Here is a 26,933-nt window from a genome sequence, read left to right as displayed (position 1 = left end):
TTACAAGCATGTAGAAAAAATAAACTAAGTGTAAATCTTGTACACCGCCCCTATTTTTGATAACCTAACAAGCCCGAATAATGAGCACTGTGATCTACAGTTGATCTTTATGGGTTTGGTACTTGGACCGATTTAGCTGCTCTACAAATCAAAAGAAGGTGATTATGTACTCAGAAAACTTCCCTCATTTAATTGAGTATTTTAACTTTGATAACTTCGAAGTGATTGCAGAGGCCCTTGAAAAAAATTTCAGTGATCTTTTTCAATTGGGTGTTCTCGATGAGCTCGCTAAACAGAGAAATATTAGAGGAAGTTACTGGGAGTTTTTTAATCGCTGCATGACAGAACTCATAGGCTTATATACACTTGACGAGGTTAATGCAACATTATCGAGTTTAATCGTTCCGCGCGGGTTAATTCATCAACTCATTACTCAACAACATATATTTGTCCCCACATTAGAACGCGTACCATCCCATCAAATTGCTTGGCGGGAGAAACTTGAAACAGGAACCTTAACCTCCCAAGATCCACTTAGTTATATCGATCTTGTTCGTGCTGTGAATCGCATGCAAAGAAGTGCTACAAAACACCTTTTTTCCGTTTGCCATCTACGAAATCTATCGCATCACCTTGTTCACTTGAAGAGTAATGTTAATAACGTTGTCTTAGTCAATGTAACCGATAATCCTAAAAAAATGCCTAAGTGGTGTGTGGTAAATTTTTCAAAAATGCCTGTAGATGTATTTTGTGAAGCGCTTTTAACTGAGGATGAAAAGCTTGGGATCGAAAAAGAACTTAATTCTCGACCAGTGTCTTACCTCGGGGGGACGGCCGATTTTTCATTTTCCACAGGTTTAACCGCCCTTGCTTGGATCAATGACGAAATCGAGCGCAGTGGATGTGCGCTAACCCGCCATTCTGACTATTATGCGATGGTTGAAGAATTTACATTTATACAACAGTACTTATCCTATTTGGGCCAGGAAGAGACGAGCTTTGTGATGGAAGAAGCTAAAAATACAGGCTATTACGAAGATAGTTATAATTTCGCAAGAGCTGCGATCTTAGGTGATCATAATCCTCTAGCGCCAGGGTATGGGCCGAATGATCTGGTAGGGGCGATTCGCTATTATCATCAAATGACTCAACTAGGGAATTATTCCAAAAGTTACGATCGTGTTAAAGATTCTCAAACGCACCGTAACGGGCGAAGCTTTTCACTCGCTTTGGATGCGGCTATGGCTGATACCCCATTACCGGGTGCTAGCCAGGACACTATCTTAACTGACCTAGACGAACACACCATTTGTTTAACAATCCCAGAAGATTTAAACGCGATATGGCCTACTTTGCAGGAAAAATATTCGCGTCATTGTCAGCCTTATGCTGTTGGCTGGGGGTTTATTACAAAAAATTTCCGAGAGAATCAGTTTGATGCGCCAACACTTTCTTCACAAGCGGGTGCAATGGTTTTGACCGTATTCCGTGCCCGAGCTAAAAAATCGATATTAAATATTCAGTTACCAAAGCGCTATAGCTTATCTGAAGCCGATCAACGAACCATTTTTCGGTTTATGGGGAATAATGCTTATGTGACCGAGTTATTAAATCCGCTTGGTAATTCATCGCTTGAACAGGTTCGGCAACACTTATTACCTATTTTTGCGCGCAATCGTTGGCTAAAGGCGAATGGGTATTTGCCCCCTATGAGTGATGATTATTGGAAGCAAGCAGCACGCTATTGGATCCTTCACCTACATAGTAATCCAGATATTTTATTGCCCAAACAAGAGAATGAATTATTTAAACGCTGTGTTGAAGAGATGGGTATAAAGGGGTTGCAGCAGACATTATCATTTCTTAACGATGAGACCGAGCAAGAGTCATTAAAAACTTTATATGGAATGCAAAAACCGGCGTTTTTTGCTGCCTGTCCTACCACTGAGTATGATTCTTATTTCACGTTGCTCCTAGAGCATTTGCAAAGACGATGCTATTTCCCCTACAGCGAGTTAGGGCTTCCCTATCAACACGGTAACGACCGTATGTTATCGAGGTTGTTAAGTGAATTAAATCGCCTCGATTCATTTGAGAAAATAACGTTGACCAACTGCCTGGATCATAAGGCTGAATTTGGTGTATTTTTACGCTCCCTTATCCGCCAGGCGCAATCTGAGCGTTGGACCAGTATTATTGCGATTCCTGAACTTGAAGATAAAGAGCGAGTCCGCGATGACGAGCGCGAGTTACGTCAAGTTTATGCGTTGCTCAATGATATCATCTTAATTAATCGCCAGAGAGTCCCTTCGCAAAAGATTCTGAAAACGATTAAAGAGGCAAGTGATTTTTCTGTCCCAGAGGAAGAGGCTTTAGTTGCTGATGAAGAACATCCGTTATTCGCTGAAGAAGAGGGTGAAGGAGAACTACAGGAGGTGGATTTTGCACTACAGCGCTTAGATAGTTTAGGTCCCTGGCCCTTAAAACGGGGCGGGACCGTTCAATTGCAGTTGCAACAGCAGCAACAAATCCAGCAAGCACGACAAATTCAAAAAGAACAACAACGGATGGTGGTGAATCAGTTGGATCATGCGCTCAGTATGACGTTGGTTGATTATACATCTGTTGATGTGCTGTTAGGGGATTTTTATACTGAATACGCCGCAGAGCATGAGATAATAGAACGCGCTGCAACATTAAAAGTCGAGGGCGAAACACTACTGCAGGGATTTTTTCATACCTGGGTAAACGCTAACCCCCTTATTCCTGCTCGTGAGTCTATCCAAAAAATTACACTGGAAGCCGCGAAAGAACTACTCAGAAAACACACACGCCTTACTTCTGGTCTAAATCCAGATAATCTACCGAAAGGATTTTACACTCAGCGGTCAAAGGATGGTGTATTGGTTTTATGTTACAGCCCTGAGTTTGCTTACAGCATTACGCCCAATCCATTGACTCTAGGTTTGGCGATTCGGACCCCAGTCTCTGAGACTTGGAAAGGAGATTTTAGACTGTTTGAGGTTGATAAGTATTTATCAAGCGCTACCTCAACCCTCGATCACCGTGACTTAAATCGAATTTTACTGTTTGCCAAATTACAGCCGGTTAGAGCAAGCTATGATGAAGATTACGATCAATTTGTAAAAACCTACTTTCCTAGATCTACAGGGATATTTAGCAGCGTTTCCACCGACCAGCTTTTAAGGAACATCGAACGCAATCAAACCAAAGTCAAAGCGAACTGGTTAGTGTTCTTACAAATCTGGCAACACTTAGGACGCGATGGGATTCAACAATTTTTAGATACCCCTGAGGAAGACTTGGTATTACCCCTTGATGAGGCCGTTACACTATTATTGGCCAATGTATCTGCAGATTTGCGTGAGTGGTTTTACCATCGTTTAGCGGATGATAAAAATTTACGTGCTTTGGGACAAGTTTATTATCGCTTTGGCGAGGATGGAGTTAGGTATTTCTTAACTAAAGTACGTCAAGTTGAACAAGCATTAGGTCATGAATTTTTTGACGAAGTCAGGCAGCTCTTAAGTGCCAGTGATAATTTTAATTGTTTTATGTCGGTTGAGTGGTTTACTGCCATCGATACGATGATTGAGAAACTAAGACCGCAGCATGCAATCGGGCTAAAATTAGCCTGGCAACGTATTTTTATCCATCATTTACAATCGGTTGGCTGGGAAAATACAGAAGTATTGTGGCATGGCTTTGAGTATTTTGCTGCAGAGATTGCAGAACTTGGGTTAGAGCTTGAGGGCAACGAGTTTGATGGTTTAAATCCTGAAAACATGCTGGTCTTCATGGACAGAATTTTAGCGAGTCTTAAAGCCATCCCTGGCTTGGAATCGCAACAACTTTTTTTAAAAAATCTTGCGCGTATGGATTTAAGCCATGGTGGTGTCCATTATGCCTTGCAGCATGAGCGCTTTAAATTTTTCGACAGCGATCTTCAATTGTATGATTTCCACCAAGGAACCCCTACCTACGCCTCTGATCTATCTGGCCTCTATCGTTGGCGAGAGGATGCGGCTCCCTTAAACATGCGGCGTGCCTTGGCTTCTCAGTCTCGCTTTAGTGCTGAAGCATTTAATACCTTGAAGCAGGCTTTGGATAATGGCTCAATGGCTTCTAGACATAAGCTCATGTGGTTATTACATACCGATTATAGAATGGAGGCTCTTGAAGAAACGCTCGCTTCTTTGGAAGAAGTTAATGATCGCTATCAAACACGGATTGCTCAACACTTACATCGAGCGGTCTATGAATTAGGTCAAAAATCTCTGGTTGTCAGCTTAGATGCAGTGATACAACTGCAATCATTAAGTCATGCAATGGACGAGTTATTACAACAACATCCTAAGGGGACTTTCTTAGAAGCAATAACCATTTTGCATCACTCCAAGCGGTTCGATCAGTCTCGCGCTGTGGCTCGTTTGTTTGAACAAAATACTCAAAAACCTCACGCCTATCCGGAGGGATTATTTAATCAAAGCTTAAAACTAGCTGTTTTATTTGGGGTAGAACAAACGCAGTTGCAACAATTGTTTGTTAGTACCAAAACACTACCACCTGTGGTGCAGCAAGAACTTAAACTCTTGTATATCCAGCTCTTATCGATTGATTATGCGACGAGTGATCTTGAACAATTAACGAATTCAGCAAACTGGTCAAACCTCATCGAATGCATCCAAGCAATGCGACAAGATTTGGCCCATACCGCGACGCATCGAATTCAACTGATTGAAACCTTAAATCAGCGTGGTATTCAATTTAAATACTCAAAAACTGGGGAATTTCGTGCGCTCACAACGAAAGAACAGGATGCCCCTGCCGATCTTGGCTACTTTATCGATCACGAAGAGCGATTATGGCGCTTTTTAAAGGCGCATATTGCAGTTCCCGTGCAAGGAGAGGCACAAGAAGCCTTAATGCCAATCATACGTTTCTTAAAGCGCTTGCAACTGAATCGAACCTACTTAAATGAAATTGAGCCGTTGATTTCAACCTTAGAAAAAACAGAGCAGGGTAAGTATTGGAGCGCGAGCTATTTTTATGAAATGTTGCGTGCTTTCCAACCAGACAATGACCAAACCGCTTACCCTATATCCTTATTAAAAGCGGCACTCGAAGAGCATACGATAGCGCCGAAGCCAATTGATGGCATCGAAAAGTCATTTCCTAGCTCCTTGATAGCCCCCATTCAATGCATTTTAAAAAATACGGTGTTCAATCGTGGACAACAAACCGTTTTATGTAAAACGGCGCTTAAAGAATTTAATTGGCAGGGCAGTATTTCTCTGGTGAATGAAATTATGGCGGTGTTTTCTGATGACGTATTCGCTGAAAGCCGTGATTTTGCTCTAAACATTCTGGCCGCATCTAAAACGTTCCATGAACTGGAACTTCGCTTTGAGAAGAGCCGTTGGCTGTTGCAACACCCAGGTAATGACCATGTGGTGGAGCATTGGCCTGCCATGAGCGCTTTATGGTTAAAAGCATTAAATGAGCAGCAAGCTTCTGAAGATCTGTTGGTTAACATTCGTAGTAGTATTGACGACGGGTCTCAAAGACAAGCCTTAATTTTACATGTTCTGGCGTTTAGCACTTTAAGACAAGGCTTAAAAGACACAGCAACTCATGTATCTGAGTTTAACCGCAAAGCCCGTAAATTAGTTGATCGTTTAAAGTCTTTATCGGACATAGATCTTCGTTTAATGGCCGACGTTTATCCCGCACAACCTTCTCCAGGAGCAGATGATCTGCTTCGTATGATTAAATCGGTTAAGGGTGAACAAAAAAGCCTTAAAGAAGCCATGGACGATTTTCTTACTCACCCTTTTAAAGAACCACGCCCAGATTACGGCAGCCTTGCCTCTACACGCGATGAGGATTTGCTTCGCATGATTACCGATACCAAGGTAAGTGCTCAAGCGGCGAGACAGTCGTTAGATGCAGCAAGTGTTTCGCGACTGATTCTAGTTTTTGCAGAGTTAAAAAAGCTTGAGTCCGGTCATGAGCAGATTTCTGGAGTTAATAAGCCTGTTTCTAGCATGACACGGCAAGAGCTGGTAAATGCCTTTAACGGACTATCCGAAGCCTCTAAACAACAGCCAGGCGATGACCATTTGCGTGCACAAATATGGGCAATTATTTTTGAAGCCTTAGGTCGCACCACGCGTAAATATCCTCACTTAGCGCAGCAATTTTCACTCATTGCTAATGATATTAGCGTGAATGTGGCAACACGGGTGTTGCAGTTTGCCACGGGAGAAGGTAAGAGTCATTTGGTTGCAATGCGTGCGGCGAGAAACGTTGGTCTTGGCAAACAAGTAGACGTTTGCACAGCAAAACGTACTTTGGCCAAGCGCGATTTAATCGATGATTATCAATCATTTTTTGATTATCTTGATATTCACACCGCTTACATCCATCCGAAATCCAGTCGCGAAGAATATGTGAATAGCCAAGTTCGCTACTCGACTGCAGGAGATATTTCATTATTCTTAGATGAACAGAGTTATGCAGGTGAGCCGATTGAAATTGATCCCCGTAAACGCGTCGCGTTATTTGATGAGTTTGATTTTATTGTCTTTGAAGAAGGCCGCAAAACGGAATACAACTACGCAAGACCGACCGGTGCGACGCCAAAACAAATGACTTGGTTTTATCAAGCCATCAATGAGTTTTATCTTTTGAATAAAGACGCTTTGGTTGATGGGGGTCGTATTGATGCAGAAACGCTCAAAGCGCTTGGTCAGGCTTTACAGCTCGCTGCAGGAGAAAACGAAGAGCGACAAAGTCTCGTCATTAGATTGCTTAATGAACCCTTACAACTGGTTCAATGGCTACAATCGGCTCATGAAGCGCATGAGTTGAATTGGGGCGTAGAATTTACCGTTCGCGAAGTGGAAATCCACATGGGTGATGAATCTGAATCTTACCCCATGCGTGAAATTATGCCGCTGTCTGCGGATAACCAAACCATGTTTGGTTCAACCTACAGTGCAGGGGTTCATCAATTGCTAGCCGTTCGTTTAAATACGGAGGCAAGGCTTCGAGATGAACCACAAAATTTCCATATTCACCCTGAAAGCAACATCATTAGCTCTCAAGTCGTGAGTCAGCGAATGAAACAACTTTGGGGAAGTTGGGAAGGATTCTCAGGGACAATTTCCGCGGCTCAAGCGGAAATGCTTAATCGTGAGTATGGTACAGAAGTATTGCATGTTCCTACCAACCAACGCGATTTACGCTTTTGGAATAAACCAAAATTTTACGATTCAGCAGAAGAGCGAATACACGATGTGGTGGTTCAAATACAACACTGTTTGGAACAAAATAAATCCTTTTTATTCTCCTGTAAAAATGACAAACAAGTTGATTGGTTAAAAGAAAGATTGGCCTCTCATTTTTCTGACGAACAAATTGATCAGCAGTTCATTTTCTTTACCAATGAAGAACAGAGAAGTCCGTCGGATGTGTTAGAGTCCAAGATGCAAATGGAACAGTGGCATGGAGGGAAAAAACAACGCGGGATTGGACTTGCGGCCTCTGGCTTCGGCCGTGGCGATAACGTTGGTGTTGAAGCCGTGTTTCTGTTTGATGTTAATGATCTGAATGATTTGTTACAAAAAGGCGGTCGAACCGGGCGAAATGGTGAAGAAGGGGAAGTCTTCCAATTTTACATCCGTAAGGAGTTACAAGCGGAAGAGCGACGTCTTTTGGAGCTATTAGGCACTCATTACCCTGAAGCTTATGACAGCATTGGTGATGCATTAGCTGAGGCCATTGGAGAAAATGAGGATGAACAATGTTTTCAACGCGTTATGGCGTTACGCGAATTTGTATTTAGCTTACAAAATATAGCCAATCAGGAATATCGTCGTGCAATCGCACAATTATCAAGCTGGGGCATGGATATCCTCGGTGGGATTAAAGAACCAACACAGCGATATAGCTTAACGACTCGGTTTAGCCGGATGCTTAAAACTCTAGAAAAAGAATGGATTGATCTATCAAGCCAGAACTTAAACTTGAACGGAAAAATATCAGCAATTCATGATACGATTCTTCAACAGACTCAACAATTTGAGCGAACCTATACAGAGACTACCCAAGCCCACGCTCTTCGCTTTGAGTTAGCAAAATACGATGCGCGGCCTATCAAGCTCGTTCTTGCAAAGAACCCCAAAGCCTCTAGCGAGGATGATCGAGCGCTTGCTGCCATTGGTGGGGTGATCTCTAGATTGCCAGATCATGCAAAACTACAAGACGTTCCAAAGCTCATGCGGATTTTGGAAGAGCATAAATCGTTGCAACGATTTGCTAATTTGATGGCTCGTTGCACTTCACAAGAAGAATTTTTACAAACACTGCAACTCACAGTGCGTCAAATCATTAACCCATCGGATGCGTTTCAAGCGGTTGAGGCTTCAGCCAATTCTGAAATTGCGATGGCTCATTTCTTTGACAGCGTATCAGAGCCTATTAAACTTGCCGCTATGCGCCAATTACGCGGTTTGGTTCCTGAACTTCAAACGCTTGCGGTTCAACGCTTATGTCAAACCAGCATGCTGAGCAAGGAAAGTCGTATTGCAGAAATCTCCCCTGTACTTGACTATCTTAATCGTTTAACCGTTGAGCAACAGCAACGATGGGGCAGCGATTATTTAATTCAGTACGATCGGTTATTGAGCGAATCATCGTCTACTCGTTTAGCGATGCGTTTTTCTATAGCTCGTCCAATGAATATCAAGCATTTCCATACCATTGGTAAGATTGCAAACACGGTCGATTTTGAGGGATGTTCTTATGAAGAGGTACTCCATCATATCGATAGAGCGATTTCGGGTACCACCGAACATCGAGTTCGGATGTTAACGAAATGGGAATCTTGGGGTTCTATAAATCATACCCCACAAGAGCGCTTACCATTACTATTGGCGTTTTGTAGAATAATGGAACAATTTGAAGAAGGTCAAAACTGGGATGTCTTTGCTGGATTGGTCAAAAAGACAACAGAGTGGTGGAATAAAGGTGGAACAGGGCAGTACAAAGAGAATCTTGAAGCGCTATGGATGCTCTTGGGCAAACCAGGGGGCCAAATCAGTCAAGTGAGCGACCTATTAGCTTGGGGCTTGACGCTTCAAGGTAAATCTTGGTTTGAGGTGATGAGACCCATTTTAAAAGAATTATCAAATCAGCAAATGTTAAATCATCAAGAGCAAATTAAGTCTCTATGGCAAGCGATCGATGCGTCTAGGTATTCCAAGTCCGAAAAGACGGCACGCTTTACTCAAAAGATAGTGGCCTTAGCGAAAGTCTATCGTCTTTTAGATGAGAAGGCTGAAGCGTTAAATAGAGCAGAGATTCTTGAGAAATTGCGGTCTTTGGATGTAGAGCGATTTATCATTCTGATGGATGCGGTGATAAACCATGAAGCTTCTTTTGAAAAATTCCCGAAATTGTTTGCACAACTGTTAGATTATTTGGCAGATCCAACATTTTCTTTAAATCAGACCTTCTTACTAAATGAGATGATAACACTAGTGGTTTCTTCATTTGAACAAGGAAGAACGCTCTCTGCAGAAGCACTGTTTGAACGTCTTTTGCTAAGTTTGAAAGTAATAAAGGATGAAGAAAAAATTAGGTTCGCGATGACTATCGTGGCTAGTGATAAAAAATACTTTAAACGATACCCTCAGGTATTAGAGCGAGTTCTAAACTACCTAGCGGATGAAGAAATTACTCTAGATGCGGCTGAGTTATTGTATCAAGCAATGTTTAAAGCAATTTCTTATCATGAGCAACATTCTGAAGTTTCAATTGAGGCATTGCTTTCAGGAGTAGAGCGCTTCAGAACCCAAACACCAGCGGTGCTTAGGAACATGGTTGATTTGTTTGAGCAAACAAACTTGTCTTATGTTTTATTTGACAATGGAGCCTTTTATCTCAGTCAAAACGTATCGCCCATATACACCTCTAAAGTTCGGTCGGTGCTGATAGATTTTTATAGCGCGTTACCGCTAGAAAGCGTCAAGTCAGAAGCGTTATTTGATCAGTCCGCATTAAGTCCATCTTTTTCTTTTGCTTCAAATGAATCAAACGCTGAACGAGAGCGACGAATTATTCTGATGCACCTATTGCAGAAAGAGGTATTTGTTTCTGATGAGCAACTGGCTGAGTCTAATCCTATCCATCCAATTGATACAGAGCAAAATGAGCGCCTATTGCAAGCTGGTTTTAATAAATACCTAGCGCATGCGCAAACGGTGTTGGATGCTAATCCAGTCAAGTCATGTCTTGGTAAAATCAGGGATCTAAACGTAAACCAGCAAACTAAATTAATGAAGCTTGCGAATGAATTTGAAGTGATCGGGGAATCAAACATTCGATTAACCGAAACAAACGCTCAAGTTACTGTGATGGGACAAGAGGTTAAATCTCTATTAAGCGCTTATCAAGGAAGCTGGTTTAAAGCGGCACATCGTAAGGTTGAAGCGAATGAACTTCAGGCAGAGATTGATGACATTATGAATCAGCCTATTGCAGAAGGTGAGCGCCGTTACGAATTGGTTCTTGCAGCGATTCAACAAGCAAAGATCAAAGCCATTGAGGAGGATTTTAAGATTAATCAAACCAGAGGTTGGTTTAAGCTCAATCGCAGTGGGAAAAGCCGCTATCTAAACACATTAAATCAAATGCAAGATATGGTGATTCGTCACATGACATCTGATTTGCATGCGGTCGAGCGCTTGCCCATACTTCAGCAGCTTGGACTTGAAGAACTTTCTATGCTGTCTCAAAAACTGTTCGATGGATTACAAGACAGTTTCGATGAGAAATTTAATCCTCTAGATCCTAGATCTAAGTGGCTCTCAAGTCGGTTGACTCAAGCCGGTTTATTTATCCCCCGGAATCGGAAAAAGCTAGAGGCAATAAGAACCCTATTCGGTACACTCGATAGGGCAACTCAACTGGCCAATATAGAGGGTACTGAAGCGACAAGGCGATTAATAGCGGTACTCAACGGTTTGCGCGAGCAGTTGCCCGCAATACCGACGCATCTCACCCATTTGACAAACGATATCTTGGCCAGAGGCGATGCTTTAATCAATAAACTTCAGGATCAAGTAGCCCTAGATATGCTTAAAGAGGATCTGATGCATCGAGATGACGCTTTAGTTAGTTGAATTCACTCTAGCAATTCTTGTTTGTTTTAGGCAGAATAGCTGGGGAACAGAACCTAGGTACAAGCCAGAAAGCGTTTTTTGCTTAGGTTCTGAACAGCTAGGGGAGTGCTCCTAGACGTTATTGCTATTTTTTTGATGTTATTTATGGAAGACAAAGGGGAATAATTTATGAAGATGAAACTGGTCGCTGCAGCTATGATGAGCGTTGCTATGTCCACCTCAATGGCTGCAAACGATACACAAGTCTTAAAGACGGATCAGGATAAGCTATCTTATAGCATCGGTATTGACCTCGGTAAAAACTTTAAGCGTCAAGGCATTGAAGTTAACCCCGAAGTCTTGGCACAAGGGATGAAAGACGGCATGAACGGTGGAAAGCAACTGTTAACCGACCAACAAATGAAAGATGTGCTGACCAAGTTTCAAAAAGATCTAATGGAAAAACGTACCGCTGAATTCAATAAAACAGCAGAAGAAAATAAAAAAAAAGGTGAAGCGTTTCTGAAGGAAAATAAAGCGAAAGAAGGCGTTGTAGCGCTTCCTAATGGCTTGCAATATAAAGTGCTACAAGCCGGTTCTGGCCCAAAGCCTAACAAAGATGATACAGTAACGGTGGAATACACTGGCCGATTAATTAACGGCGAAGTGTTTGATAGCACTGAAAAAACAGGCAAACCCGCCACGTTTAAACTGTCCCAAGTCATTCCTGGCTGGACTGAAGCACTGCAATTAATGCAAGAGGGCGCTACCTGGGAAATATACGTGCCATCTGATTTAGCGTATGGCTCTCGAAGTGTTGGTGGCCCAATTGGACCAAATGAAACGTTAATTTTTAAAATTCATTTGGTTTCGGTTAAAAAGTAAACTCTAATTCATTAAACCCACATTAAGTGTGATGTTGTAGCCGGATTTCCCTGGCGAAAGTCGGGGAAATCAGAGGTGTATATTCATGATACCTCAAAATGCGACTGATGCGTCCTTGCGAGCACTGGCGAAGCAATCCAGGTCGGTATTTCAATTGAATATCGATCTAGATTGCTTTATTTCATTCGCAACGACCCACGTTCAGCCATTTTAAAGTAACTCCGAATTACAGCTACGCTTCTATCTGGGCTACAGACAGTAAATCTCTTTATTCCCATTATTGGCTTATTTATGAACAAACGCCTTCTGATAGTTTTTATTTTGGGATTCTCTTCTGGCCTTCCCCTATCCTTAGTGAGCAGCACCTTACAAGCTTGGTTTGCCGTGTCCGGCATGTCGGTTATGGCTACAGGGATGTTGAGCCTTATTGGTTTGCCTTATCTTTATCGCGTGGTTTGGGCGCCACTGTTAGATCGCTATACGTTATTTTCACTAGGGAAACGTCGCAGTTGGATATTAACGACCCAAGTTCTGCTGCTGTTGGGTTTTAATCTTATGGCGTGGTTTAGTCCAGCGGCTCATTCCTATTGGCTTGCTTTGATTGCTATAATTTTGGCGTGCACCTCCGCCACGCAAGATATGGCGATCGAGGCGCATCGAACCGAATATCTTACGCCAACACAATACGCTTTAGGCGCGTCATTTGCGGTATTTGGATACCGAGTTGCGTTATTAGTGTCCGGTGGATTCGCTTTAATTATTGCCCAAAAATTTGGCTGGGCGTTTGCTTACCGTTTTATGGGGTTGTTAATGATCGTTGGCATGCTTGCGACGCTCTGGAGTTCTGAGCCATCAACTTCAACGGCAACCAATACCACTCTTGCTCAGTCATTTTCTGAGCCTATTAAAGAATTATTCGCTCGTAAAGGTATCTTTGCTCTGATTGTATTTATTTTATTATACAAGCTGGGGGAAGCGTTTACCGCGACCACTAGTGGGATTGTAATGCCATTTTTAATTCAGGGGATAGGATTTTCCTTAGATACCATCGGGTACGTCAATAAAATTATGGGCGTCGTGGCTATCCTTATCGGCGGATTGACTGCAGGAATCTTAATGATGCGGTGGTCCTTATACCGTGCTTTAATGACGTTCGGTCTTATGCAAGCTATTGCGAACACATTATTCGTAGCACTGGCCGTTGTAGGAAACAATGTGGCTTTATTTGCGTTGGCCGTCATTTGTGATAATTTTGCTACTGGCATGGGATCAACGGCTCTTGTGGCCTTAATTATGAAAGTCGTTGATCGCCGTTTCACAGCCACACAATTTTCAATTTTAGCCGCACTGTCGACTACACCGAGAATTTTTTCAGGCCCCATCGCGGCGTATTTATATTCTTTTTTCGGTTGGGTAGGGTTGTACCAAATTTCGGTTCTTCTTGCTTTAGGATTTATTCCATTTCTTATTAAGATTAAGCCTCTGATGGATGAAGAAGAAACACGATCATTCAGGAAAGAACCACTTGATAAACCAGCAACACCCCAGTCCTAGTTCAAACGTGCGTTCTAAGAAGTCCTATAGCTAATGTAGGAGATAAGATAAAAAGTACTTGTAATGCAAGATAAATCAAAGGCTTGGTACCGAGGGTGGGACTCGAACCCACACGGTGTCACCACCACCGGATTTTGAATCCGGCGCGTCTACCAATTCCGCCACCCCGGCACAGGCGCTCATTATAGCAAAGTGCTTCCGTTACACAATGGGTATTTAAAAAAAGTTTTTTATTAGAAGGTAGAATTTAGTTTATACTGAATTATATTCCCCTATGATTGAGGTGCTGGTATGAGTAGGTTCCATTATCTAGTTGCTGTTATCAGCTTGGCTCTATTTACTCAAGCCTATGCTGCGGTTTGTCCTCATCCTGAGACCAGTTCGCTGGCCTGGGGGGAAGTACCAGAACCTTGGCAGGTGAATCCTTTTTCTGAGCCACCTCAGGGAGAAGAAGGCACTCGCTTTGTGCGGGCGAATATTTTACTTGCTGGCATGACGGTTGGCGTTATGTGTACGTATCAGAATTCTTTAGGTAACTATTCAATTTGGTGGCAGACTAGAGTTAAAAGACCTGCTCGCACCGAGTTCCAATGGCATGAAGATCTCGGCGGTTATGCTTGTACCGATTCTCTTGAAACCTGTGTTTTTTATCCTTAACGCGATACCCTACACGCTCTGTACTACTCAGATTTTTTTAGCCGGCGTAGCCTGGGAGTAGGCCTAAAGGGCCGTATCCCAGGGTTTCATTTTACTTCCATAGCTCAACAAACCCTTATAAAATTCCCTTCACAAGAAATCCAACTTTATAAATAATTATGGTTTATTTTCGCAGAGATTTTACGCCTGGCGGCACTTATTTTTTTACTCTTGCCTTGAGAAATCGGAAATCACAATTATTAACTAGCCATATTGGCCTGTTGGGTGAGGCATTTCGAAAAATGAAACAAAAATATCCTTTTAGTATGGAGGCTATAGTTGTATTGCCCGATCATTTACATGCTGTGTGGAAACTGCCAGACGATGATTTTAATTACTCATTACGCTGGCATCAGATCAAATCGTATTTTACAAAAAATTTAATCAAGCAAGGCGTAAAAATAACAAAAGATCAACGAGGAGAGTATCATCTATGGCAACGTCGGTTCTGGGAGCATCGAATACGTGATGAATCAGACTTTCAAGCACATATCGATTATATTCACTTTAACCCTGTTAAACATGGATATGTATCCTCAGCTAAAGAATGGCCCTATTCCAGTTTTCATCGTTATGTTCAGAATGCAGTTTTGCAAGAAAATTGGGGATATGATGGTGGTCAAGGTGAGTTTGGAGAGTAAATAAGTCGTGAATGTAACCCTGGGATACGGCCCTTTGGGCCTACTCCCAGGCTACGCCTGCTTTTTCATAATAACAATAAGTTCTAAAGTTTACCCTCAGTAATATCAATCATCATCTGTAAAGCTTTTTTCGCGTTTTCAATCACCCAGGCTTGATCGTTTGTTTCAAGTCTTTGACGAGTGCCACTGAATTCATTCACCACATCGCCTGCTTTGACTTCATTATAAGGCATGGCTTTGCCTTGGCGGAGTAGGTCTAGTAAGCCAACCAGATGAGGGGGATCATTTCGAGACATGGTCGCGCATCCACAACCCACTCCAGGCGGGCTCTCGGTGATAGGGGCTTCGGCTAAATTGACAACCTGAATACCGAGCGGTTTACAATATTGCTTTAAATTTTCGACCATATGATTTTCCGTACCTATCGCATACCGTTTGGTATGAGCACGATCTTTAGTAACATAATCCCAGATAAAGGCGGTGGAGCCTGCGTGATCGGCGATGCGAACCACGTCATTGCGGCATTCTGGATGGACAATGGTGGTGTAACCTTGGATCTGCCAATAGGCGCACATATCGGGTTGGTAATAAGTATGCACGGCGCATTCGCTCGCAAAGAGAATAAGTTCTGCTTTATCAAATTGAGCTAAGGTGTTTTTATCTTGATGGTGCAGGGAATATTGCGCCCCCGCTGTCCCGCCTGGCCAGTAGGCTAAATGTTGGATGTTGAGCCACCAGGCAATGTTTTCTCCCATATGTTGATCGGGGATAAACAATATTTTTTTTCCTTGGCTTTGTGCCCATTGAACAATTTTTTTAACGTTAGAACTGGTGCACACAGCCCCTCCTTGCGCGCCAGTCATGGCTTTTACACGACCAGAAGTATTCATGTAACAGACGGGTAAAATTTTGTCGGCTCCGTACCGTTCATTCAAATCGAGGAATGCTGGCTCTACCATGAAATCCTTAGCCAACATTTCCATGGTGCAACCTGATTTGGGATTGGTGATATACACTTGTTGATGGTTGCTCGCCAGAATGCTAATGGATTCTGCCATAAAATGAACGGCTGATTCCACAATAACGGATTTTTCAGGATGATTGGCCGCCATGAGCGCGAGCTGATAGGAATCGCCAATTTTCCCTCCAAACTGTTCAATGAGCCTGACGATATCACCGCCCATATAATAATGAGCAAGCAGCAACAGTTGATCACCAAAATGATCTTGGGCCTTCGTCATAAAAGGCCGCATCCACTCTAACACCGTGGTAAGTTTGCGGTCTGGAAGCGCTTGGTAGGCTTCTGCGTAAGGAATAAGCTCTTCTTGATACCAATCTATGGGATAATCGCTTTGACAAATGCTCATATCGTTTGTAATGCGCATGAGTGTTTTTTCAGGTTGGTAGGTATGATTGGTTTTAAACATCAGAGACACCTATGTTACAAAAATGGAAACTGCGGGGAATTCAAGCGCGAGATACTTTCTTGTGTATGGGCGCTCTTATAAGGGTAGTCTTCACGATAATGACCGCCTCGTGATTCCCGACGAATGAGCGCTGCCCGTACAATGAGCTCAGCATTAAGAATAATGTTTCTTAATTCAATAAAATCGCGCGTAATACAATGATTCCAGTAATACTCTTCAATAATTTTTTTTCTTTTTATGATTAATTGTAGCAGATCTTCAAGCCCATCTTCGGTGCGAACAATACCGGCATAAGACGTCATTTCACCCCGCAAACTTCGCCAATGAGCATTAATCTGGCTCGCTCGTCTAGTATTGACTTCGGAGGGGGAGTTCCAGTTCGGGATTGGCTCCGTTGCGGTCCAAGGTTGATTGAGATCACTAAGGCTGGCTCTTGCCGCATTCGAAGCCATAACCACCGCTTCAAGCAGGGAATTGCTGGCCAGACGGTTTGCGCCATGAAGACCAGTAAAGGCAACCTCCCCAATGGCGTATAAACGTTTTAAATCGGTTTGTCCTTGAACATCGGTGAGCACTCCACCGCATTGATAGTGCGCGGCTGGAACCACTGGAATCATGTCCTGGCTCATATCGATTCCAATAGCTGCCAGGGTATTATAAATATTAGGAAACCGTTTTGTTAAGAAACCTTTGGATTGGTGCGTAATATCAAGATAAACAAACCCATGTTGGCTTTGTTCAATTTCACTAAAGATGGCGCGGGATACCACATCGCGCGTTGCCAACTCCAGCTTGTCGGGCGCATAACGATGCATAAATCGTTCATAGGTATCGGCGTTTTTTAATAAGCCACCTTCGCCCCGTATGGCTTCCGATATTAAAAAATTATTTAGCGTGTGGTGGTGCAATAAGGTTGGGTGAAATTGATAAAATTCCATATTTCCTACCCTTGCGCCAGCGCGATAGGCCATAGCCAGCCCGTCACCGGTAGCAACCATTGGATTAGAAGTATAACGAAACGTTTTGCCAGCGCCTCCCGTAGCTAACACCACACAGCGTGCTAAAAACGTATGAATGCGGTTTTGCTCACAATCTAACACGTAAGCCCCCAATATTTCGCCTTGATTCTCGGTTTGGTGGGGGTGGTAGCGAGCGATTAAATTCACGGCAATGTGATTTTCAAAACAGGTGATGTGTGGTTCTTGTTTAACCGAGTGAAGCAACGCATTGGTTGTACTCATCCCGGTTCGATCACCGCAATTAAAGATTCGGCGATGAGAGTGGCCGCCTTCTTTTGCAAGCGCATAGCGACCATCGGAGGTTTTATCAAACTGAATCTCATAGCGCTGTAATTGTCGAATGGCTTCTGGGCCTTGGCGAATAATACGTTCGACTGATGGTTGATAACATAGGCCATCGCCAGCCAAAAGAGTATCTTCGATGTGAGAATCAAGAGAGTCTTCTGGCAAAAAAACCGCGGCAATGCCGCCTTGTGCGTAATGACTGTTTGATTCCTCGGCATTGGCTTTGCTGATTAAGGCAATGTTAACATGAGGGGCGTGCTCTAAAAGCTGTTTGCAATAATGCAACCCAGCAAGCCCTGTTCCGATCACTAACGCGTCAAATTCGAAGGTTTCTCCTTGTTGAGAAAAGGGGGGGCTCATGAAAACGCTTTAACCAATTGCGTGGCGAGCCCCGTATATCCTTCGGGTGTTAATTCAAGTAGCCGGCGCTTCGCTGTTTCTGGGATATCTAGTGATTGGATAAAGGCTTTGAGACTATTGGCATCAATCCCATGGCCGCGAGTCAAATCTTTTAATTGTTCATAAGCGTTGGGGACATTGTAGCGTCGCATAGTGGTTTGAATTGCTTCCGCTAAGACCTCCCACTTTTCCGCCAGATCTTCTTTTAATGCCTGCTTGTTAATTTGAAGCTTTTCACTGCCTTTGACGATCGATTTATAAGCAATAAGCGTATAAGCAAAAGCAACCCCGATATTTCGCATAACGGTCGAGTCTGATAAATCACGTTGTAAACGAGATTGGGGTAGTTTATTAGCAAAATGATCAAAAAGCGCATTTGCCAGTCCTAAGTTACCTTCAGCGTTTTCAAAATCAATGGGATTGATTTTATGAGGCATCGTGGACGAGCCAACTTCTTGGTCAACGGATTTTTGCTTGAAGTAACCCAACGAGATATAACTCCATATGTCTTTCGTTAAATCCAAAAGAATATTATTAATCCGTATCATAAGATGTGAAACCTCAGCGACCCCATCATGGGGTTCAATCTGGGTGGTGTATGCGCTAAAGGACAACCCTAAGTTGGCAACAAATTTTGAGCAATGAGCACGCCAGTCAACTTCTGGATAAGCGACCACATGAGCATTGTAATTTCCAACCGCTCCGTTGCATTTTGCGGAGATTAAGACTTCAGCCAGTTGTTGTTGAGGGCGTTTTAAGCGAGCAGCAAAATTAATGAGTTCTTTGCCCATCGTGGTTGGAGTAGCTGCTTGACCATGCGTGCGGCCAAGCATGGCGCAATCGCCGTGCTGCTTGCCAAGCAATGTGATGATGGCGGTAATTTCAGCTAAATTGGGCAGAATAACTTTGGCAATCGCTTCTTTAATCATTAATGCGTAAGCCAGATTATTAATGTCTTCTGATGTGCAAGCAAAATGAATAAAGCTTGTCGCATGTTTTAAAACGTCGTGTTCTTGCAGCCGGTCTCTGAGATAGTATTCAACTGCTTTAACATCATGATTCGTTTGCTGTTCATACTGTTTAACTTGTTCAGCTTCCTGCTCGTTAAAGTCATTTAAAATGGCTTTGAGAAAGGCTTTCTCATTCGAACCGAGCTTGGGAATTTCTTTAATCACAGGATTTAGAGCCAGGGATTCTAACCAACGAACTTCCACCATAAGGCGATAATAAATGAGAGCTTGTTCGCTAAAATAGGGGCTTAGTTTACGAGATTTAGAGAGGTAACGGCCGTCTATCGGAGAAATCGCGTTTAATGGAGACAAAGTCATGGCATTACCAAGAAATTAGAAAGTGCATATGATATTAAATGATCTTGTAATTCACAACCTCCAGCAATTTAAGTAGAATGATTTTTACAATCGTATTGGATATGAGGATTTTATGGCTGAGCACGCGTACACATTAGAGCTTCAACACTTGACGATGAAGGATTTAGATCAAGTAGGCGGTAAAAACGCATCCTTAGGTGAAATGATTCGTCACTTATCCTCTGCAGGCGTATCTGTGCCCACCGGATTCGCCACTACAGCCGATGCCTTTCGAAGCTTTTTAGCCGACAATGGCCTGGATAAAAAAATCCATGTATTGCTTTCATCCTTGAATGTTGAAGATATTACAGCGTTGGCTAAGGTTGGTAAAAAAATTCGAACGATGGTTGAGGAGGCCTCTTTGTCAGGCGCGTTTGAGGATGCTGTACGAACAGCGTATTTAAATTTAGTCAACACCGTTGGTGACGAGCACTTTAGTGTAGCCGTGCGCTCTTCTGCAACGGCTGAGGATTTGCCGGATGCTTCTTTTGCAGGTCAGCAAGAAACGATTTTAAACGTCAATGGAATTGATGAGGTTTTAATTGCCATTAAGAAGGTGTTTGCCTCTTTATACAATGATCGCGCTATTGCTTATCGCGTGCATCAAGGGTTTGATCATCAGGAGGTCGCCTTATCGGTGGGTGTGCAGCAAATGATCCGCAGTGATTTAGCCGTCAGTGGCGTCATGTTTACGATGGATACCGAAACCGGTTTTGACCAGGTCGTGTTTATTACGTCATCCTATGGTCTTGGTGAAATGGTGGTGCAAGGGGCTGTAAATCCGGATGAGTTTTACGTTCATAAGCCAGCGCTTGTTGCTGGTAAATCAGCGGTGGTGCGTCGTAATTTGGGCGCTAAAGCCATAAAAATGATTTATAACGATACCCCTGAAGCTAAAGAAAACGTCAAAGTCATTGATGTGCCTAAAAATGAGCAGCGGCTCTTCTCATTGACTTCGGAAGAAGCAGAGTTGTTAGCTAAGCAAGCGGTGATTATCGAGGAGCATTATGGCCGACCAATGGATATCGAGTGGGCGAAAGACGGGGTTGATGGCAAACTGTATATTTTACAAGCCAGGCCTGAAACGGTTAAAAGTCGCTCTAATAAACAAGTGCTTGAGCGCTATCAACTTAAAGAAAGCGGAATCATTTTGAGCGAAGGTCGCAGTATTGGTCAGCGTATCGGACAAGGTAACGCCCGTGTGATTACTGACATTAGTGAAATGGACAAAGTCGCTCCAGGGGATGTGTTAATTTCAGATATGACCGATCCTGATTGGGAACCCATTATGAAACGCGCTTCTGCTATTGTCACGAATCGTGGCGGGCGCACCTGTCACGCCGCTATTATTGCAAGAGAGTTGGGAATTCCTGCGGTGGTTGGATGTGGTGATGCGACGAAGGTTATTCAGGATGGAACTCCTGTAACAGTTAGTTGTGCTGAAGGTGATAATGGTTACGTCTATGAAGGACTTGTGCCTTATGAATGCATCCAACTTGATGTGGATACCATGCCTGACTTGCCCGTGAAAGTAATGTTAAATGTGGGTAATCCAGAACGTGCATTTACATTTCAATCGATCCCAAATGCAGGGGTTGGGCTGGCTAGGCTTGAATTTTTAATCTCCAACACCATTGGTATTCATCCCAAGGCACTGTTGCAGTTTGACACATTACAGGACAAACAATTAAAAGAACATATTTTCGAAAAAACGGCCGCCTACCAATCGCCCGTTGAATTTTATATTGAGCGGTTAAAAGAAGGGATTGCAACGATTGCCGCAGCGTTTTATCCCAAACCTGTAATTGTGCGTTTATCTGATTTTAAATCGAATGAATACGCTAATTTAGTCGGTGGAAAACTTTATGAGCCAGAGGAAGAAAATCCTATGTTAGGATTCCGTGGCGCATCGCGTTATGTTTCTGAGGATTTTGCAGATTGTTTTGCGTTGGAGTGTCAAGCCGTTAAGCGGGTTCGTAACGATATGGGCCTGGATAATGTTGAAGTCATGATTCCCTTTGTACGAACCGTTCGCGAAGCCGAGACGGTCATTCAGATTCTCAAAAAACATGGACTTGAACGAGGAAAAGAGGGGTTACGCATCATAATGATGTGCGAATTGCCTTCCAATGCGTTGTTGGCGGAAGAGTTTTTAAACTATTTTGATGGGTTTTCAATTGGCTCAAATGATTTAACGCAGTTGACCCTGGGATTGGATAGAGATTCTGCTTTAATTGCTTCCCAGTTTGATGAGCGAGATGAAGCAGTTAAGAAATTGTTGCATTTGGCCATTTCTGCTTGCAAACAACAAGGAAAGTACGTTGGCATATGCGGTCAAGGGCCGTCCGATCATCAAGACTTTGCTGAGTGGCTCATGCAAGAAGGAATTGATAGTATTTCTCTAAATCCGGATTCGGTGCTTGAGACGTGTTTGTTTCTGGCAAAAAAGTAATTCTTAACTTAAGCTATTCAAACTAGCCAGTTTCTTCAGTCAATCGTTATGATCTAGGGGCTGGGATCTAGGAAGAAAACATGTTTTTCAAAGGATGAAACCTAATGCGTCGTTTCCGATTATGGCCCATTATCTCATTATTTTTTCCGGCACTATTATACGCAGGCGCTTCCGAAGGTCATTTTGAGCCTGTGGCCTCCGTTATTTTGTGGGTAACCTTGATTTTCTTTGTTGGGATTACTGGGCGCTACATTGCCGAGCTGCTCAACCAGCCAGGAGTGCTAGGTGAGTTGCTCATGGGGGTATTTGTCGGAAATTTATTTTATTTTTTTGGAATGCCGCTGGCTATCGTATTACGGGAAGGGCCTGCTATTTACACCATTATGAATGGTTTACTCACTGGAGTTCCACTTGATACGGCGGTTAATGAGAGTATTCATGACCCCACTGAAGCAATGCAAATGATTCAAGCTCTGCAAGGAATCGGTGGTGCCAGTTGGCTTAAAGTCGCTTATGTGGTCGATATCTTTTCCCGCTATGGGGTTATTTTTTTGCTGTTTATGGTGGGGTTGGAAACGTCAGTCGATGAGTTAATGCATACTGGGACTGAGTCACTCAAAGTCGCCATCATTGGTGTGCTCGCTCCCATTCTTCTGGCTATGGTGTTTATGTTCCTCTTTATGCCGAATTATTCTTTTGAATCCGATTTATTTGTTGCCGCCACATTATCAGCCACTAGTATTGGAATCACGGCACGCGTGCTAAAAGAATTGCGAAAAGTACAAACCCGAGAAGCTAAAACCATTCTTGGCGCGGCCATGATTGACGATATTTTAGGATTAATTGCGCTTGCCATTGTGACCAGCATTGTAGTGAGCGGAGCTGTTGATATTTTTAACGTGAGCCAAATTGTTATTTTATCGGTCTTGTTCTTTTCTTTCGCACTGTTACTTGGGCCTTGGTTTCTGAAAAAAATCCTGTATCTCTTTAAATTTTTGGAGGTGTGGGAAGCTAAATTATTCGTTAGTTTTATTTTTGTCATGCTCTTTTCCTGGTTTGCAACCTTGATTCAATTGGCGACCATCATCGGCGCATTCGCCGCAGGCATTATCATTAGTGAAGAGCTGTTCCCCAAGAAGTTTGATCGCCATAATCGTTTGAACGTGGCGGAGTTGGTTGCTCCGTTAGAATTCATATTAGCGCCGCTATTTTTCGTGTTAATGGGAATTCAGGTTAAAATCGAACTATTTTTTAATTTGAATGTTTTATTTCTGGCTAGTGGGCTTATAATTGCAGCCATTTTAGGAAAATTGGTTTGCGGTTTTGGGGCGAGTCGGAAATCTGATCGCCTATTAGTGGGTATTGGTATGTTACCCCGAGGTGAGGTGGGGCTTATTTTTGCTTCTATTGGACGAAAACTCGAAGTGATTTCAGATCAGCTATTTTCCGCCATTATTCTTATGGTTATCGTCACGACTTTAATCGCGCCGCTTTGGATGAAAGCGCGGTATGCAAAGCAACAGGCAACGGTGTAGTTATTATGATTCCTAATCAATCCATTATTCAATCTCATGTTAGGCACGCTTTAGAAGAAGATATCGGAACGGGCGATGTGACCGCTTCGTTACTACCCTCTGATTTGTGGGGTAGGGCAGTGATTAAAACCCGTGAGTCGATGCTCCTCTGTGGTCAACCCTGGGTGAACACTGTGTTTAAGGAAGTGGATCCGGAAATAAAAATCTACTGGCAACATGAAGAAGGGGAGTGGATTAATAAACCAGCCACATTATGTGAATTAGAGGGTCCGGTGCATTCGATTTTAACCGCCGAGCGCTCGGCCTTAAACTTTTTACAAACCATCAGTGCGACTGCAACCCAAGTGCATCATTATTTAGAAGAACTCAAAGGAACCGGCACACAATTATTAGACACACGAAAAACAATCCCAGGGTTAAGGCATGCGCAAAAATATGCCGTTTCCTGTGCGGGAGGAGTGAATCATCGCCATGGGTTGTACGATGCTGTTTTGATTAAGGAAAATCATATAAAAGCCAAAGGTTCTATTCTTAGCGCCATCCAATCAGCCCGCAAGGCGAATAACAACATGTTTGTTGAAATAGAGGTGGAGACCTTAGAGGAATTGTGCGAAGCGCTACAAGCAAAACCGGATAGAATTTTGCTGGATAATTTTTCTATTGAAGAATTAAAGAAAGCGGTTGAATTAAATCAAAAATATCCGTGTGCACTGGAAGCTTCTGGTGGTGTGACCTTGAAGACAATTCGTACAATTGCCGAGACGGGTGTTGATTTTATTTCCGTTGGTGCTGTAACTAAATCCATTCAAGCAATTGATTTAAGCTTATTGATCATCAACCTGGGTGATTAAACCAATAAGATTGAGAACTATATGACTAAGCGAATTGTTTTCACCGGAGGCGGTACAGCGGGGCATGTAACACCAAACATTGCGCTCATTGCTCCCTTACAAAAGGAAGGTTGGCAAGTCGACTACATTGGGTCTGAGGAAGGGATTGAAAAAGAGATGATCTCAGCGCTTAATATTCCTTATCATGCGGTTAAAAGTGGAAAGCTTAGACGTTATTTCAGTTGGAAAAATGTTCTTGATCCCATCAAAATTGTATATGGAATTTTACAGTCGATTTTTATTTTACATCGCCTGAAGCCGAATATCGTTTTTTCAAAAGGTGGGTTTGTTGGATTTCCGGTGGTCGTTGGCGCTTGGTTTACGCGTATCCCGGTGGTTGCTCATGAATCGGATATGACGCCAGGTCTAGCGAACCGATTGAGTTTCCCTTTTGCTGAGAAGGTCTGCCTGACTTTTGAACCTGCAAAACAACACTTTAAGAATCAATCCAAAGTGGAAGTGACCGGCACGCCAATTCGTGAAGGCCTGTTAAACGGGAACAAAGAAAAAGGGTTAGCGCTTTGTGGGTTTCAAGACGATTTACCTTGTCTGTTAGTTATGGGCGGTAGCTTGGGGTCACGAGTTATTAATCAATCGGTTCGCAATGCCTTAGATAGGCTGTTATCGTTCGCTCAGGTTATTCATATTTGTGGTAAAGGAAATCTCGATCCCGGTTTGAACTCAAAAAAAAGCTATCGACAGTTTGAATATGTAAATCACGAATTAGGCGATTTACTGGCTGCAAGCGACGTGGTTATTTCACGCTCCGGTGCCAATTCGCTGTATGAGCTTTTAGCGTTAAATAAACCGCATGTCTTGATTCCACTGTCGAAAAAAGCGAGCCGAGGCGATCAAATCCATAATGCTCGTTATTTTGCCTCATTAGGCATTAGTTATGTAATTGATGAAGAGCAGTTAAGCTCCGAGCGTTTGATAGAAGCTGTGGGGGAAGTGATGAATACGAACAATGAGCGCGTTCGAAACATGGAACAGTTACACATTCACTCCAGTAGTGATGCGATCATTGAATTAATCAAACGAACAGCAAGGAAGTAAACATGTTGAATTCTGATCAATTAAAAGATTACATCATTAAACAGTGGGATGAGTCGATTATCCCCAGTTTATGTGAATTTATTAAAATCCCAAATAAATCCCCGCATTTTGATCGTGAGTGGGAACAGCATGGGTTTATGGAACAAGCGGTTCAACACGTGGCCAATTGGTGTGAGTCTAATGCGCCAGAGAACATGATCCTAGAAGTCATCCGCCAGAAGGGAAGAACGCCGCTCATTTATATGGAAATTCCTGGTGAAATTGATGATACCGTTCTGCTCTATGGTCATTTAGACAAACAGCCTGAAATGGCTGGATGGGATAAAGATCACGGCCCATGGGACCCAGTCATTAAAGAGGGGCGATTGTATGGGCGGGGTGCTGCGGATGATGGCTATGCTGCCTATGCCGCGATTACCGCGATAAAAGCGCTGCAGGAGCAACAAATTAAACACCCTCGTTGTGTGATTATTATTGAAGCCAGCGAAGAAAGCGGAAGTCAGGATTTACCCTATTATATTGAGGGGCTGAAAGAAAGAATTGGTAACCCTCGGCTCATTATTTGTTTAGATTCTGGTGCGGGTAACTATGAACAGTTGTGGATGACAACATCACTACGCGGAAATATTGTTGGTGAATTAAGTGTTGAGCTGCTCAAAGAAGGCATCCACTCCGGTTATGGGAGCGGCATCGCGGCCGATAGTTTCCGCGTAATTCGATCCTTGTTAAGCCGGATTGAAAATGAATTAACGGGTGAGGTGGTTTTATCGGAATTGCAATGTGAAATACCACCAGAGCGTATTAATGAAGCAGCTGAACAAGCGAAGGTACTGCATGAGAGCATATATGAGTCTCTCCCGTTTCATTCCCATGTCAAACCAGTAACGTCTAATGTGCAGCAGTTGCTCTTAAACCGTACCTGGCGAGCCGCATTAACGGTTACAGGCGCTGAAGGATTACCGTCAATTGAAGACGCAGGGAATGTATTGAGGCCCAAAACAAAGTTGAAACTGTCCATGCGTATTCCGCCACTGACAGATGCCGATAAAGCCGCAACAGCGCTAGAACAACAACTAACCCATACGCCGCCCTATAATGCGAGCGTTCGTTTTAAAATCGAAGATAAAGCCTCTGGCTGGCACGCACCCATCATGCCCGATTGGTTATCTAAAGCCGTGAATGAAGCTTCGATGACCTTTTATCATAAGCCCGCCATGTATATGGGAGAAGGCGGCACAATTCCTTTTATGGCGATGCTCGGTAAATCCTATCCGAAAGCCGAGTTTATGATTACTGGTGTGCTTGGCCCAAATTCAAATGCTCACGGCCCCAATGAGTTTTTGCATCTGGATATGGCTAAAAGACTGACCGCATGCGTTGCCTTTGTGATTCATAAAAAAGCAGAATCACCTAACGCATGCCGGAACAATTATAGTGAATTAAAATTTAAACGATCCCCTGAAAAGCATGATCAATCGCCTGAGCTAAAGAATCAAAATTAGCAATTTCATTCTTAATTTTCTTTTTTAAATTTGCCC

General features: G+C 43.0%; 13 protein-coding genes and 1 tRNA gene. 10 read left to right on the top strand and 4 right to left on the bottom strand.

Annotated elements, in window-relative coordinates:
* Positions 1-164 precede the first annotated feature (164 nt).
* The 3 genes from E1O47_RS02785 (at position 165) to E1O47_RS02775 (ending at position 13,628) form a co-directional block, all read left to right on the top strand.
* On the top strand, positions 165-11,210 hold the full coding sequence (locus E1O47_RS02785) for a preprotein translocase subunit SecA (protein WP_133129749.1): 11,046 nt from the start codon (positions 165-167) through the stop codon (positions 11,208-11,210).
* A gap of 168 nt (positions 11,211-11,378) precedes the next feature.
* Positions 11,379-12,074: a BamJ family beta-barrel-assembly machinery protein gene (gene bamJ, locus E1O47_RS02780; RefSeq protein ID WP_133129748.1), complete on the top strand. Its 696-nt coding sequence runs from the start codon at positions 11,379-11,381 to the stop codon at positions 12,072-12,074.
* A gap of 291 nt (positions 12,075-12,365) precedes the next feature.
* Positions 12,366-13,628 carry an AmpG family muropeptide MFS transporter gene (locus tag E1O47_RS02775; RefSeq protein ID WP_133129747.1) on the top strand — a complete coding sequence of 421 codons (1,263 nt, stop codon included), beginning with the start codon at positions 12,366-12,368 and terminating at the stop codon, positions 13,626-13,628.
* Positions 13,629-13,712: 84 nt separating this feature from the next.
* Here the strand turns inward: E1O47_RS02775 and E1O47_RS02770 are convergent.
* Positions 13,713-13,799 (bottom strand) — tRNA-Leu (locus tag E1O47_RS02770).
* Positions 13,800-13,919: 120 nt separating this feature from the next.
* On the opposite strand from E1O47_RS02770, the gene E1O47_RS02765 reads away from it, so the two are divergent.
* Both E1O47_RS02765 and E1O47_RS02760 read left to right on the top strand, forming a co-directional pair.
* Positions 13,920-14,285 carry a DUF3757 domain-containing protein gene (locus E1O47_RS02765; protein ID WP_133129746.1) on the top strand — a complete coding sequence of 122 codons (366 nt, stop codon included), beginning with the start codon at positions 13,920-13,922 and terminating at the stop codon, positions 14,283-14,285.
* 158 nt (positions 14,286-14,443) lie between these two features.
* Positions 14,444-14,965, top strand: coding sequence for an REP-associated tyrosine transposase (locus tag E1O47_RS02760; RefSeq protein ID WP_133129745.1), 522 nt, complete (start codon positions 14,444-14,446; stop codon positions 14,963-14,965).
* An 83-nt stretch (positions 14,966-15,048) separates the two neighbouring features.
* Here E1O47_RS02760 and nadA read toward each other — a convergent pair whose 3' ends face one another.
* The 3 genes from nadA to purB are packed head-to-tail and all read right to left on the bottom strand — an operon-like array spanning position 15,049 to position 19,423.
* Entirely contained in the window at positions 15,049-16,392 is a 1,344-nt protein-coding gene (gene nadA, locus E1O47_RS02755) for a quinolinate synthase NadA (protein WP_133129744.1), read from the bottom strand.
* Between the two features lie 14 nt (positions 16,393-16,406).
* Positions 16,407-18,056, bottom strand: a complete 1,650-nt coding sequence (gene nadB, locus E1O47_RS02750; RefSeq protein ID WP_133129743.1) for an L-aspartate oxidase — start codon at positions 18,054-18,056, stop codon at positions 16,407-16,409.
* The gene (gene purB, locus E1O47_RS02745; RefSeq protein ID WP_133129742.1) at positions 18,053-19,423 is read right to left on the bottom strand and encodes an adenylosuccinate lyase; all 1,371 of its coding nucleotides are present in this window, start codon (positions 19,421-19,423) and stop codon (positions 18,053-18,055) included. Before purB ends, nadB begins: the two co-directional genes overlap by 4 nt.
* Before the next feature lie 112 nt (positions 19,424-19,535).
* On the opposite strand from purB, the gene ppsA reads away from it, so the two are divergent.
* The 5 genes from ppsA (at position 19,536) to E1O47_RS02720 (ending at position 26,897) form a co-directional block, all read left to right on the top strand.
* Entirely contained in the window at positions 19,536-21,914 is a 2,379-nt protein-coding gene (gene ppsA / locus E1O47_RS02740) for a phosphoenolpyruvate synthase (RefSeq protein WP_133129741.1), read from the top strand.
* A 104-nt stretch (positions 21,915-22,018) separates the two neighbouring features.
* Positions 22,019-23,449: a cation:proton antiporter gene (locus tag E1O47_RS02735; protein ID WP_133129740.1), complete on the top strand. Its 1,431-nt coding sequence runs from the start codon at positions 22,019-22,021 to the stop codon at positions 23,447-23,449.
* Between the two features lie 5 nt (positions 23,450-23,454).
* Positions 23,455-24,300: a carboxylating nicotinate-nucleotide diphosphorylase gene (gene nadC, locus E1O47_RS02730; RefSeq protein ID WP_133129739.1), complete on the top strand. Its 846-nt coding sequence runs from the start codon at positions 23,455-23,457 to the stop codon at positions 24,298-24,300.
* A 21-nt stretch (positions 24,301-24,321) separates the two neighbouring features.
* Positions 24,322-25,395: an undecaprenyldiphospho-muramoylpentapeptide beta-N-acetylglucosaminyltransferase gene (locus E1O47_RS02725; RefSeq protein WP_133129738.1), complete on the top strand. Its 1,074-nt coding sequence runs from the start codon at positions 24,322-24,324 to the stop codon at positions 25,393-25,395.
* 2 nt (positions 25,396-25,397) lie between these two features.
* Positions 25,398-26,897, top strand: a complete 1,500-nt coding sequence (locus E1O47_RS02720) for a M20/M25/M40 family metallo-hydrolase (RefSeq protein WP_133129737.1) — start codon at positions 25,398-25,400, stop codon at positions 26,895-26,897.
* The last annotated feature ends 36 nt before the right edge of the window (positions 26,898-26,933 follow it).

The sequence above is a fragment of the Legionella yabuuchiae genome (genome assembly GCF_900640115.1).
GTDB classification, from domain to species: Bacteria; Pseudomonadota; Gammaproteobacteria; order Legionellales; family Legionellaceae; genus Legionella_A; species Legionella_A yabuuchiae.
The sequence above is the reverse complement of the archived record's forward strand: the minus strand, read 5'-3'. Positions and strand labels throughout refer to the sequence as shown.